Source organism: Mesorhizobium sp. M5C.F.Ca.IN.020.32.2.1, assembly GCF_004023105.1.
Taxonomy (GTDB): Bacteria; Pseudomonadota; Alphaproteobacteria; order Rhizobiales; family Rhizobiaceae; genus Mesorhizobium; species Mesorhizobium wenxiniae.
Window position 1 is genome coordinate 1 of sequence record NZ_RZSX01000074.1, and the last position, 12715, is coordinate 12715.

Annotated in this window: 11 protein-coding genes and 1 riboswitch; of the genes, 6 read left to right on the forward strand and 5 right to left on the reverse strand. The window is 63.6% G+C overall.

The annotated features are described in order from the left end of the window. On the forward strand, positions 1 to 1394 hold a 1394-nt coding region (gene serA, locus EOA86_RS05995; protein WP_128340988.1), incomplete at its 5' end, for a phosphoglycerate dehydrogenase. Between the two features lie 100 nt (positions 1395 to 1494). Here serA and EOA86_RS06000 read toward each other — a convergent pair. After that, entirely contained in the window at positions 1495 to 2385 is an 891-nt protein-coding gene (locus EOA86_RS06000; RefSeq protein ID WP_128340989.1) for a DMT family transporter, read from the reverse strand. A gap of 321 nt (positions 2386 to 2706) precedes the next feature. Between EOA86_RS06000 and EOA86_RS06005 the strand changes: the two genes are divergently transcribed. Further along, positions 2707 to 4005: an adenylosuccinate synthase gene (locus tag EOA86_RS06005; protein ID WP_128340990.1), complete on the forward strand. Its 1299-nt coding sequence runs from the start codon at positions 2707 to 2709 to the stop codon at positions 4003 to 4005. A gap of 74 nt (positions 4006 to 4079) precedes the next feature. Then, positions 4080 to 5735: a hypothetical protein gene (locus EOA86_RS06010; protein ID WP_127210629.1), complete on the forward strand. Its 1656-nt coding sequence runs from the start codon at positions 4080 to 4082 to the stop codon at positions 5733 to 5735. A gap of 189 nt (positions 5736 to 5924) precedes the next feature. On the opposite strand, the gene EOA86_RS41440 is transcribed toward EOA86_RS06010, so the two are convergent. The 4 genes from EOA86_RS41440 to EOA86_RS06030 are packed head-to-tail and all read right to left on the reverse strand — an operon-like array spanning position 5925 to position 8836. Beyond that, positions 5925 to 6068, reverse strand: coding sequence for a CcdB family protein (locus EOA86_RS41440; RefSeq protein ID WP_348633330.1), 144 nt, complete (start codon positions 6066 to 6068; stop codon positions 5925 to 5927). Then, positions 6068 to 6310, reverse strand: a complete 243-nt coding sequence (locus EOA86_RS06020) for a type II toxin-antitoxin system CcdA family antitoxin (RefSeq protein ID WP_128340991.1) — start codon at positions 6308 to 6310, stop codon at positions 6068 to 6070. Before EOA86_RS06020 ends, EOA86_RS41440 begins: the two co-directional genes overlap by 1 nt. Positions 6311 to 6366: 56 nt before the next feature. After that, a complete protein-coding gene (locus EOA86_RS06025; RefSeq protein ID WP_128340992.1) occupies positions 6367 to 8190 on the reverse strand; it encodes an ABC-F family ATP-binding cassette domain-containing protein in 1824 nt (607 codons plus the stop codon). Between the two features lies 1 nt (position 8191). Continuing rightward, on the reverse strand, positions 8192 to 8836 hold the full coding sequence (locus EOA86_RS06030; RefSeq protein ID WP_128340993.1) for a thiamine diphosphokinase: 645 nt from the start codon (positions 8834 to 8836) through the stop codon (positions 8192 to 8194). 102 nt (positions 8837 to 8938) lie between these two features. Then, positions 8939 to 9053: riboswitch (TPP riboswitch) on the forward strand. Between the two features lie 43 nt (positions 9054 to 9096). Here EOA86_RS06030 and thiB point away from each other — a divergent pair. From thiB to thiQ, 3 genes are all read left to right on the forward strand, one after another. Continuing rightward, a complete protein-coding gene (gene thiB / locus EOA86_RS06035) occupies positions 9097 to 10110 on the forward strand; it encodes a thiamine ABC transporter substrate binding subunit (RefSeq protein ID WP_128340994.1) in 1014 nt (337 codons plus the stop codon). Positions 10111 to 10235: 125 nt separating this feature from the next. Continuing rightward, on the forward strand, positions 10236 to 11855 hold the full coding sequence (gene thiP / locus EOA86_RS06040; RefSeq protein ID WP_128340995.1) for a thiamine/thiamine pyrophosphate ABC transporter permease: 1620 nt from the start codon (positions 10236 to 10238) through the stop codon (positions 11853 to 11855). Further along, a complete protein-coding gene (gene thiQ / locus EOA86_RS06045) occupies positions 11852 to 12622 on the forward strand; it encodes a thiamine ABC transporter ATP-binding protein (RefSeq protein ID WP_128340996.1) in 771 nt (256 codons plus the stop codon). Before thiP ends, thiQ begins: the two co-directional genes overlap by 4 nt. Positions 12623 to 12715: the final 93 nt, after the last annotated feature.

Genomic DNA, 12715 nt, shown 5'->3' on the forward strand with positions numbered 1-12715 from the left:
AGGTGGTCGGCCGCGCCGGCATCGGCGTCGACAATGTCGACATCCCGGCGGCGAGCCGCAAGGGCATCATCATCATGAACACGCCGTTCGGCAATTCGATCACCACCGCCGAGCATGCCGTCGCCATGATCTTCGCGCTGGCCCGCCAGATACCGGAAGCCAATGCCTCGACCCATGCCGGCAAATGGGAAAAGAACCGCTTCATGGGCATCGAGATCACCGGCAAGACGCTGGGCATCATCGGCTGCGGCAATATCGGCTCGATCGTGGCCACGCGCGGCGTCGGCCTCAAGATGCACGTCATCGCCTTCGACCCGTTTCTGTCGGACAGCCGCGCCGAGGAGCTCGGCGTCGAGAAGGTCGAACTGGACGAGCTGTTCACCCGTGCCGATTTCATCACTCTGCACACGCCATTGACCGACAAAACGCGCAACATCATCGACGCCGCGGCGATCGCCAAAATGAAGACCGGCGTGCGCATCATCAACTGCGCCCGTGGCGGGCTGATCGTCGAGGCCGACCTGATCGCGGCGTTGAAAAGCGGCAAGGTGGCGGGCGCTGGCATCGATGTGTTCGAGGTAGAGCCGGCGGAGAAAAGTGAGCTGTTCGGCATGGAGCACGTGGTGGCGACGCCGCATCTCGGTGCTTCGACGATGGAGGCGCAGGAGAATGTCGCCCTGCAGGTCGCCGAGCAGATGGCCGACTATCTAATCAAGGGCGCTGTTTCCAACGCCATCAACATGCCGTCGATCACCGCTGAAGAAGCGCCGCGCCTGAAGCCTTTCGTCAAGCTTGCCGAAGTGCTCGGCGCCTTTGTCGGCCAGGTCACCGAGGATCCGATCAAGGAGGTCGAGATACTGTTCGACGGCTCGACCGCGACGATGAACACGCGCGCGCTGATCAGCGCCACTCTTGCCGGGCTGATCCGGCCGCAGGTCTCCGACGTCAACATGGTGTCGGCGCCGATCATGGTGAAGGAGCGCGGCATCATCGTCGCCGAGGTCAAGCGCGACAAATCCGGCGTGTTCGACGGCTACATCAAGCTGACGGTCAAGACCGAGCATAGGACGCGTTCGATCGCCGGCACCTGCTTCTCGGACGGCAAGCCGCGCTTCATCCAGATCAAGGGTATCAACCTCGACGCCGAGGTCGGCCAGCACATGCTCTACACGACGAATGCCGATGCGCCCGGCATCATCGGCCTGCTCGGCACGGTCTGCGGCGAGAACGGCGTCAACATCGCCAACTTCCAGCTCGGCCGCAACCGGCCTGGCGGCGATGCCATTGCACTGCTTTATCTCGATGCGCCGTTCCCGGAAAACGTGCTGGAACAGGTGCGGGCGCACAAGTCGATCGACTCCGCCAAGCGGCTGCATTTCGATGTGGGCGCCTGAATAATGCCCGCGCGCCGCGTGCTCTGCAAGCACGCGGGGCGCGCGGGCAATGTGGCTGACAGGCTCTGGATTGCACCATGCGGCGTCGAATATTTGCCGGCTAAATCGCTATCTTCCTTCCGCTGTATTCGGCGAGGCTGATACCGCCAAGCACCAGCACCAGGGCCAGTCCCTGATAGAGCTGGAATGTCTCACCGACGATCAGCACCGACAGGAGCGTGCCGAAGATCGGCACCAGGTTGATGAACAGGCCAGCCCGGTTGGCGCCGATCAGTTCGTTGCCCCTGATGTAAAAGATCTGCGAGACGACTGAGGCGCCGATCGCGGTGTAGAACGCTATCGCCCAGCCGCGCGCATCGGGGACGATGACCTTGCCGGCGGCCACTTCCCACAGGAAGAAAGGCAGCGAGGTGACAAGTGCGGCAATCGACAGCGCCAGCATCAGGCTTTGCCAGCGTATAGCCGGCTTCAGCCGCAGCCCGACCGAGTAGAAGCTGTAGCAAAGCACCGCGATCAGCATGATGGCGTCGCCGAAGTTGAGATTCAGCTTGAGAAGTTGGCGCAGATCGCCATGGCAGGCTGTCAGGGCGACACCGACAATCGTCAGCACGACGCCGGCGATCTGCACCCGGTTCACACGCAGGCGAAACAGCACGAAATTGGCGAGGATGATCACGATCGGTATCGCCGCCTGCTCGATCGAGACGTTGATCGCCGTCGTGTAGTTGAGCGCCGTGTAGAAGATCGCGTTGAAGAAGGTGAAGCCGCAAGCGCCGAGCCCGCCAAGCAGCAACCAATGCTTGCGCACCACCGGCCAGTCCTCGCGCAGCGTTCGCCAGCCGAGCGGCAGCATGATCAGAACGGCCAGAACCCAGCGTAGGAAGACCAGCGTCATCGGCGAGATGTGGTCGACCGCCAGCTTGCCGGCCACGGAGTTGCCGCCCCACAGCAAGGTGGTGAACAGCAGGAACAGATAGGCGGTTCGATGCATGGCTAAAATTTCCAGCCGGGAGGGCAGGCGAAGGGTCTTTTGCCGACCTATTGTGGTGGTTCGCCCAAGTAAATGATGTCAAAGGCGAAAATTGTTGTGCCTGAGGGCGCTTTCGGCGGTAAAGAATGGTCGCGCTCGCCGGGTCTTGACGTTATAGAGCGACGTGCGTCCACTGGACGGACAAAGTACACGTCTCAAGGCTTGAATGTTCGCATCGTGCTTTCCGAAAATCGATTCCGATTTTCGGGCCTAATGCGATAGAAGCCTGTCGTTTCGAACTATTTCAAGCCGCTCCGAGCGGCGCCTCAAGGGAAAAGAAACATGGCCAATGTGGTGGTCGTCGGCTCGCAATGGGGCGACGAGGGCAAAGGCAAGATCGTGGACTGGCTGTCGGAACGCGCCGACGTCGTCGTACGCTTCCAGGGCGGCCACAATGCCGGCCATACGCTGGTCGTCGACGGCAAGGTCTACAAGCTGTCGCTGCTGCCGTCCGGGGTGGTGCGGCAAGGCAAGCTGTCCATCATCGGCAATGGCGTCGTCTTCGATCCGCACGCCTTCGTCGCGGAAGTGGCGAAATTGAAGGCGCAAGGCGTCGGGGTGACGCCGGAGCGCCTGAAAATAGCCGAAAACACCGCGCTTATCCTGTCCTTGCACCGGGAGCTGGACGGATTCCGCGAAGACGCCGCCACCAATTCCGGGACGAAGATCGGCACGACCCGTCGTGGCATCGGCCCCGCCTATGAGGATAAGGTGGGCCGGCGCGCGGTCAGGGTGATGGATTTGGCGGATTTGGAAACGCTGCCCTTGAAGGTCGACAGGCTGCTGACGCACCACAATGCGCTGCGCCGTGGGCTCGGCCATGCCGAAGTCACGCATGACGCAATCATGAGAGAGCTGATTTCGGTCGCCGACGAGATCCTGCCCTATATGGACCGTGTCTGGAAGATCCTCGACGACAAGCGCCGCGCCGGCGAACGCATCCTGTTCGAGGGCGCGCAAGGCACGCTGCTCGACATCGACCACGGCACTTATCCGTTCGTCACCTCGTCCAACACGGTAGCTGGTCAAGCCGCCGCCGGATCCGGCGTCGGCCCGGGTGCCATCGGCTATGTACTTGGCATCACCAAGGCCTATACGACGCGTGTCGGCGAAGGTCCGTTTCCGACCGAACAGAAGAACGAGATCGGCGAGTTCCTGGGCACGCGTGGCCATGAGTTCGGCGTCGTCACCGGCCGCAAGCGCCGCTGCGGTTGGTTCGATGCCGTGCTGGTTCGTCAGGCCGTGGCCGTCAACGGCATCAAGGGCATTGCGCTGACCAAGCTCGACGTGCTCGACGGGCTGGACGAGATTAAGGTCTGCACCGGCTACCGTCTCGATGGCGAGACGATCGATTATCTACCGGCCAGCCAGGGTGCGCAGGGGCGCGTCGAACCAGTCTACGAGACGCTGGAGGGCTGGAAAGGCACCACCGCCGGCGCCAGAAGCTGGAACGATCTGCCGGCCCAGGCAGTCAAATATGTCCGTCACATCGAGGAGCTGATCGGCGCGCCGGTCGCACTCCTTTCCACCAGCCCTGAACGGGACGACACAATACTTGTGACCGATCCGTTTCAAGACTAGATTCTCAGCCGTTCCGGGCATCGCGGCCGATTTGCGGGGGCCGGCCCAGAAACGAAATGCAGGTCAACTGAAGCATGGCAGATTTTGTTGGTGCTCTGAAAAAGACGCTCGATAAACTCGACAACCCGACGCCGGAGATACGCGCGAGGGTCTATGACAAGGCCCGTTCGACGATCGCGGACAAGCTGGCCAAGAACATACCGCCGCTGGCGCCTTCGGTCGTTGCCCAGCATAAGCGCACCCTGGAGGACGCCATCGCCAGCGTCGAGCGGGAGTACGCCAAGCCTGCGCCGGCATCCGATCCGCTGTCGGAGCTGGAGGACATCTTCTCCTCCATCGACCGCAACAAGAACCAACCCAGCCACGTCCGGCAGCCGGAAAAGGCCGAGCCGAGATGGCAACCGGCAAAGACCGAGCCGACGTGGCAGCCGGCGCCTGCCGCCAAAGCCGCGCCGAATTGGCAAAAACCGCCATCCGTTGCTTCTCCGCCAGAGCGCACCGATGCGGTGCCTTCGGACGCGGATTTTCCGGCGGCGGACGAGAAGAGCGATACGTTTCGAGACGATGTCTTTCCCAACGACGAGGAGCCGGCGCCGGACACCTTTCAGCGTCTGCGTCCTGCCGAGCGCAAGCGCAGCTATGGCGGGCTGATCGCCGCTGTCGTCGCTTTGCTCGTCATCGCCGGCGGCGGCTATGGCGTCTGGCTGAACAAGGACGCGTTCAGCAACATGATGGGTCTCAACAGCACGACTGTTGCAACCATAGAACCGTTGGTGAAGCCGACCCCGGCCGAGCCGGCTACCGAGGCCGCGGCAAGGCCCCCGGCCGCCGCGGCTCCAACGGATGCCGAGGGCACAAAGTTCACCCAGCGGCTGACACCGGAGGGCGGTGAGGTCGATCCCGGCCCCGCTTCAGAACAAAGCAGTATCGGAGAGGGCGAATCCGTCGCAGCACTGACCACACCGCCGCCGGCCGCACCTGCGCCTACAGCGCCGGCCGGCGATACGCCAGCCACGACTGCGCCCGCCACGCCGGGCGCTGCCCCCACAACACCGCCTGCCGATGAAGCAACGCCGGCGCCGGCGGCGCCGACCGATAGCGCAGCCGCCCCGGCAGCGCCGGCCCCGGGTGCTGCGCCGGCCGCGCCGACAGCCGCGCCTGCGGAAACCGCGCTGGCGGTCGGCCAAAAGGCAATCTTCTACGAGGAGCGTACCAGCACCGCCCAAGGCTCGGCCGAGCCCGGCAGTATCGTCTGGTCGCTGGTGCAGGAATCGCCCGGCGGCAATTTGCCGCCCGAGCCGGCAATCCGCGCCGAAGCGAGCATTCCGGGCAAGGACGTGCAGCTGCGCATGACCATCCGCCGCAACACCGACCAGACACTGCCGGCCAGCCATATCATCGAGATGATTTTCCTGACGCCCGATGGTTTCGACGGCGGCGGCGTCGACAATATCCTGCGCGTCGCCATGAAGGGCTCTGAACAGGATGCCGGCAGCCCGCTGATCGGCATCCCGGCCAAGATCGCCGACGGCTTCTTCCTGGTCGCTCTCAACGACACCAAGGCGGACGAAGACGCCAATCTGACCCTGCTCCGGGGGCAGAACTGGATCGACGTGCCGGTCGTCTACAAGACCGGACGGCGGGCGCTGCTCACCATGGAAAAGGGCATTCCCGGCGAGAAGGTGTTCGACGAGGCGCTGAAGGCCTGGCAAACAAAGACGGCGGGCTGAGGCCGGCTCACCAGCCTCAACGCGCCCCTTGGCTCAGAAGCCTTGGAACAGCATGTCGAGTGCGGCCCCGATGTCGTCGTGACGACTGGAAAGATTTCCTTCGGCAGCAGGCAATTCAGAAGCCCATCAAGGCTGATATGAATTGAGTGACCATGACATGGTCACTGCCGTTGATCGTGAAGGTGGGGTTCAGCCGGCGGCCCGGCACCGGGGCCTGTTGGGCGGCATCAACGGGATGACAACCCTTGTGTTTAGACTTTTAAGAAGATCAGCCTGAACGTCGAGCAGATAGCCGTCGCCTTCAGCTCTCCGGTAGAATTCGTAACGCGCCATCAAAACGGCCGGTACTTGGCCAGTGGCAGTCCGTTGCGCCTGACATAGTCGTTAGAGCTCTCGATCGTCTCCCTGTTTTCCTCCTGCCACCGCCGCGTTTTTTCGGCTGAAATCGCCTTGGCGATACCCTCCTCGGCGACGCGAGATATGTTAATACCGAGCGCCTTGGCGTCTTCGATCAATCTGGAATCGATGGAGGTGTTGACCGATTTTCGTTGGCCTTTTGGAGTCGATTGAAACATGGAGCAGCTCCCATTCATGCGCATAAGATAGGCGCATAAGAACACGCGTGAAATCCCTACCCCTCCATCTCCTCGCGCAGCATCTCCAGCTCCAGCCATTCCTCCTCGAGCGCTGCCAGCGTGGCGCGCTCCTTACCGAGCGCGGCGATGGTCTTCTGGAATGAGGCCGGGTCGCGCTCGTAATAGGCCGGGTCGGCGATGTTGTTCTCCAGCCGTGAGATCGAGGCGTTCACCGCCTCGATCTTCTTCGGCAGTGATTCCAGCGCGAATTTCTGCTTGAACGACAGTTTCTTTGCTGGACCCTTCGGCGCAGCTGCTTCGGTCCTGCCTGCCGCCGCCACTTCGCTGGTCTCCGCCTTTGGCGGCAGTGCCTTGCGGTTGTCCAGCCTGGTGCCGCCGCGCTGCGCCAGCATGTCGGAATAGCCGCCGGCATATTCGATCCAGCGGCCGCCGCCGTCCGGCGCGATCAGGCTGGTCACCGTGCGATCCAGGAAATCGCGGTCGTGGCTGACCAGGATGACGGTACCGGCAAAACCGGCGACCAGTTCCTGAAGCAGTTCCAGTGTCTCCATGTCGAGATCGTTGGTCGGCTCGTCGAGCACCAGCAGGTTTGCCGGCCGCGCCAGCACACGGGCGAGCAGCAGCCGCGCCCGCTCGCCGCCCGAAAGCTCGCGCACCGGCGTGCGCGCCTGTTCCGGCTTGAACAGGAAATCCTTCATATAGGAGACGACGTGGCGCTGCTCGCCATTGATGACAAGGTTCTCGCCGCGCCCGTCGGTGAGGTATTGCGCCAGCGTTTCGGCCGGGTCGACCGCCTCGCGCTTCTGGTCGAGCGTGGCGACCTCCAGATTGGTGCCGAGCCGCACCGAGCCTGAGTCCGGCTTCAATTCGCCGGTCAGCATCTTCAGCAGCGTCGTCTTGCCGGCGCCGTTCGGGCCGACCAGGCCGACACGATCGCCGCGCTGGATGCGGGTCGAGAAGCCCTTGACGACGGTAAGATCGCCAAAGCTCTTCTCGATGTTCTTGGCCTCGATCACCAGCTTGCCGGATTCGGCGGCGTCGCTGGCCACCATGGTCGCCGCACCCTCGGCGCCGCGATGGCCACGAAAACGCTGGCGCATGGTCTGCAGTTCGCCGAGCCGGCGCATGTTGCGCTTGCGCCTTGCCGTCACGCCGTAGCGCAACCAGTGCTCCTCGCGTACGATCTGGCGGCCAAGCTTGTGCTGCTCGCGCTCTTCTTCTTCCAGCACGTTGTCGCGCCATTCCTCGAAATGGCCAAAGCCCTTGTCGAGCCTGCGGGTCTGGCCGCGATCGAGCCAGACAGTGGCGCGTGACACGCGCTCGAGGAAACGGCGGTCGTGCGAGATGACGATCAGCGCCGAAGAGGTGCGGGCAAGCTCCTCCTCCAGCCACTCGATGACCGACAGGTCGAGATGGTTGGTCGGCTCATCAAGGAGGAGAATGTCGGGCTCCGGCGCCATGACGCGGGCGAGGGCAGCACGGCGCGCCTCGCCGCCGGAGAGATCGTTCGGCAGTTCCTCGCCGGACAGGCCGAGGTGCTCCATCAGATAGGTGGCGCGGTAGGGATCGTCGGCGGGTCCGAGCCCCGCCTCGACGTAGGCGCGGACGCTGGCGAAACCGTCCATGTCGGGCATTTGCGGCAGGTAGCGCACTGTCGCCGAAGGCTGGCGGAACACCTCGCCGTCCTGGGGCTCGATCAATCCCGCAGCGATCTTGAGCAACGTCGACTTGCCCGAGCCGTTGCGGCCGACCAAAGCGATCTTGTCGCCCGCCGACGCCGTCAGTTCCGCTCCGTCGAGCAGCGGCGTGCCACCGAAGGTCAGTTTTATCCCGTCGAGATTGAGAAGTGGCGGCGCCATGTCAGCTTTCGGTAAGCGGGAATGGGTGGGCGAGCAACAGCGCGCGGCCGCTGCCCAGCGCGATTTCGAGCCGGCCCTTGACCTCATTGGAAATGGTCAGCGACGAGCCGAACGCCACCTCGATATGGTTCAGCGGCCATTTGGCGCCGGTCACGGTCAGGCCGGAAAGGTCGGAAAAGCCGAGAATCGAAAACAGCGTGCCATCGGCGTAGTCGAAGCCGGCCTTTCCGCGAAGCAAGGGGGTGCCTTCCTGTGCGCCGCTGGTCAAAAGCACGTCCGTCCCTGCCTCGGCCAGTCGGACGCTGAGCGCCAGGTGCAAGAAGGCGTGGTCGGTCCGCTTGCCACCGAACGCGCCGGCAAGCACGAGGCTGGTCGCGCCGCGTTCGAGCGCGGCGGCGATAGCCAGTTCGCCGTCGGTCTTGTCCTTTTCTGCCGGAAACACCTGGCGGGGCACGGCGGCCAGCTCGTCCGGCAGATCCGCCGGCACCGAATCGAAGTCGCCGACCCAGAGTTCCGGCGTCAGGCTCAGCGTCCGGGCATGGCTCATGCCGGCGTCGGCGGCGATGACACGCGTGCCAGCGACCTGGCGGTCGAGCAGCGGCGTGCGGATAAGATCGCCGCCAAGCAGGATGGTGAATTTGCTCATATGCGTGGCCCTTACCAGCCCTGCTTGCGAAACGGAAGGCCGCGTTCCGGATGCCCGGCAAACTTCCGCTTGCGCCACACCTGGGCCGGGCCTATGTGTCGAAACGCTCTAACGGGGTGCTGGACGCGATCTTCGCGGACCAGCTGAGAGGCAACCATGCCAACCCGCTGAACCTGATCCGGTTTGTACCGGCGGAGGGATTAGACGTTTCGGACAGCCCGACGCCTCAATTCCTTTCAACGTGAACGAAGGAGGCGCCGATGCGCACGTTTTTATCCACTCTTGTTTCGGCAATGCTGCTTGCGGCGGCCCTTCTCGCCGGCATCGGGCCGGCATCCGCGCAGGAAAAACTCACCGTCTATACCTATGAGAGCTTCACCGCCGACTGGGGTCCAGGCCCCGCGGTGAAGAAGGCCTTCGAGGCCGAATGCGGCTGTATTCTCGAATTCGTCGCGGTCGCCGACGGCGTCGCCCTGCTCAACCGCGTCAAGCTGGAAGGCGCCGCAACCAAGGCCGACATCGTGCTCGGCCTCGACACCAATCTGACGGCGGAAGCCAAGGCCACCGGCCTGTTTTCGCCGCATGGCGTCGTCATCGACGTCAATGTGCCGGGTGGCTGGAGCGACAATATTTTCGTGCCGTTCGACTATGGCTATTTCGCCGTCGTCTACGACACCGAAAAGCTAAAGACCCCGCCGAAGAGCCTGAAGGAATTGGTCGACGGCAATGCCGATGAGAAGATCGTCATCCAGGATCCGCGCACCTCGACGCCCGGTCTCGGCCTGCTGTTGTGGGTGAGGTCGGTCTATGGCGACAAGGCGCCGGAAGCCTGGGCCAAGCTTAAGGCAAAGGTGCTCACCGTGACGCCGGGCTGGAGCGAGGCCTATGGCCTGTTCACCAAGGGTGAGGCGCCGATGGTGCTGTCCTACACCACGTCGCCGGCCTATCACATGGTCGCCGAAAACACCGAACGTTATCAGGCGGCGTCCTTCGAGGAGGGCGAGTATCTGCAGATCGAGGTTGCCGGCATAACCACCACGGGTGCGAAGAACCCGTTGGCGAAACAGTTCTTGACTTTCATGACCGGGCCGAAATTCCAGGATGTCATCCCCGAGACCAACTGGATGTTTCCTGCCGGCAAAACTGACAAGCCGCTCAATCCGGCCTTCGACAAGCTCGTCAAGCCGACCAAGACTTTGCTGTTCAGCCCCGAAGAGGTCGCCGCCAACCGCAAAGCCTGGGTCGACGAATGGCTGTCGGTGATGAGCAAGTAGTTTGTGATTGAAAGATGATCACTTTACGGTGCCCCCCTCTGTCCGGCAGGACAGAGGGGCGTGGGCGGGAACTCGGCCTCAGCCATATTTTCTGCTTCGACGATCGTTGAACCAGGCAGGGCGGCATGCATACCGGATATCCTGCCGATCCCCGCGTCACCGCAGGCACCATCGCGCTTGCCGCTGTTGCGCTGCTGATCGGCGGAGCGTTCGCCGGGCTCATCCTTGAAGCTACACGCAACCCGACCGGCGCCGCGTCGACTTTCGATTCCTACCTCTTCCGTGTCGCCCGTTTCACGCTGTGGCAGGCTTTGCTGTCGACACTGCTTTCCGTCGTGCCGGCGCTGTTCGTTGCGCGGGCGCTGTCGCGGCATCCGCGCTTCTTTGGTCGTGGCTTGATCCTGCAGCTCTTCGCCGTGCCGCTTGCGCTGCCGGCCATCGTCGCCGCACTCGGCATTCTGGCTCTCTATGGCCGTGCCGGCTATTTCGCCGGCGTGCTCACCGCGATTGGCGGTCAGGGCTGGCCGGGCATATACGGCCTGTCCGGCATCCTCGTAGCCCATGTCTTCTTCAATCTGCCGCTGGCGACGCGGCTGTTCCTCGAGGCGCTGGCGACAGTGCCGGCCGACCAGTGGCGGCTGGCAAGCCAGCTCGGCATGGGCGCCAGGCCCGCATTCCGGTTGATCGAATGGCCGACGCTGCGTGCGGCACTGCCAGGGGTCGCCGGGCTTGTCTTCATGCTCTGCATCACATCCTTTACCATCGTGCTCACGCTGGGCGGTGGGCCGGGCGCGACGACACTGGAGGTCGCCATCTATCAGGCGCTGCGTTTCGATTTCGATCCTGCCCGCGCGGTGACGCTGACACTGCTGCAGATCGCGCTGACCTTCATCGTGGTGCTTGCATTGATGCGGCTTGGCGCCAACACCGTCGGCGACGCCAACCTGCCGGTGGCACCGCGCCGGTATCTTTCGGCTGGTACGGCCGAGACCGCGCTGAACGCAGCATTGATCGTTCTGGCATTGCTGTTCGTCGCCGGGCCGATGGCGGCCACGGTGACGTCAGGCCTTGGCGCCGATCTCGGCCGGCTGGCGGCCGAGCGCGCGGTGCGGCAGGCAACGCTGACCAGCGCCGTGCTCGCCTTGCTGGCGGCGCTGCTTTCAGTGGCGCTGTCGCTGTCGCTCGTCATGGCACGACGGGCGCTGGCCTTGAGGCGTCGCGTCGACGCCAAGACGCTGCTCGAATACGCCACCGATACCGGCGCCGGCCTCGTCCTCGTCGTGCCGCCCATCGTAATCGGCGCCGGCTGGTTCCTCCTCCTGCGTACTTTCAGCGATGTCTTTGCCATCGCCCCTGTCATGGTCGTCGCCGTCAACGCGGTGATGGCGATGCCGTTTGCCATCCGCGCCATTCGCCCCGGCTATGATGCGGCGAGCGAACGCCACGAACGGCTCTGTTTACTGCTTGGCATTTCGGGCTGGGACCGGTTCCGGCTGGTCGACTGGCCGTCGCTGCGGCGGCCGCTCGCCACCGGTTTCGCGCTCGCGATGGCTTTGTCGCTCGGCGATCTCGGCGTCATTGCCCTATTCGGCAGCGACTCGCTGCAGACGCTGCCTTATCTTTTGCTGTCGCGGATGGGCAGCTACCGCACTATGGACGCGGCAGGCCTGGCATTGCTGCTCGGCCTGGTCTGTCTCGCGCTTGTCCTGGCCGCGGACTGGCTGGGACGGGGAGAAAAATCATGACGCTCAACAGCGAAAGCGGTACGGCTGTGCGGCTGGAAAAGGTCTCGTTCAGCTATGGCGAAGCGCCGTTTTTATTCGATGTCGAGTTCGCCGCCTCGAAGATCACCGCCATCATGGGGCCGAGCGGTTCGGGAAAATCGACACTGCTCAATCTGGTGGCCGGCTTCGAGACGCCGCGATCGGGCCGCGTGCTGATCGGCGGCGCCGATTTCGGCGCCAAACCGCCTTCGGCGCGGCCGGTGTCGATGGTGTTCCAGGAAAACAATCTCTTTGCCCATCTTTCGGTCGAACGAAATGTCGGCCTTGGCCGCTCGCCGTCGCTCAGGCTGACCGAGGCCGACCACGCTGCGGTCGCCGCGGCGCTCAAGCGCGTCGGCCTTGCCGGCAAGCAACAGCGCCTGCCGCGCGAACTCTCCGGTGGCGAGCGGCAACGCGTCGCGCTCGCCCGCGTCCTGGTGCGCGACCGGCCGGTGCTCTTGCTCGACGAACCGTTCGCCTCGCTCGGACCGGCCTTGCGCGACGACATGCTCGATCTGGTAGCCGACGTTCATGCAGAGCGGCGCATGACGGTGCTGTTCGTCACGCATCAGCCGGAGGACGCCCACCGTATCGGCCAGGACATGGTGTTCCTGGACAATGCCACGGTTGCCGCAACCGGGACTGTCGCCGATTTTTTTACCAAGGCTGGACCGGAAGCCTTCCGGCACTATATCGGTGCAGGTCCGTTTGGCGCGGGATCACGAGATGTTGCCCGGAAGCGGACATAATTTACGGCCAAACCGGCTTCAGGCGATGTGGTGCTTGCTTGCCATGGTCAAAGTAGTGTGGCTAGGTCCTCCGATACTGGTCCGGCATATGTT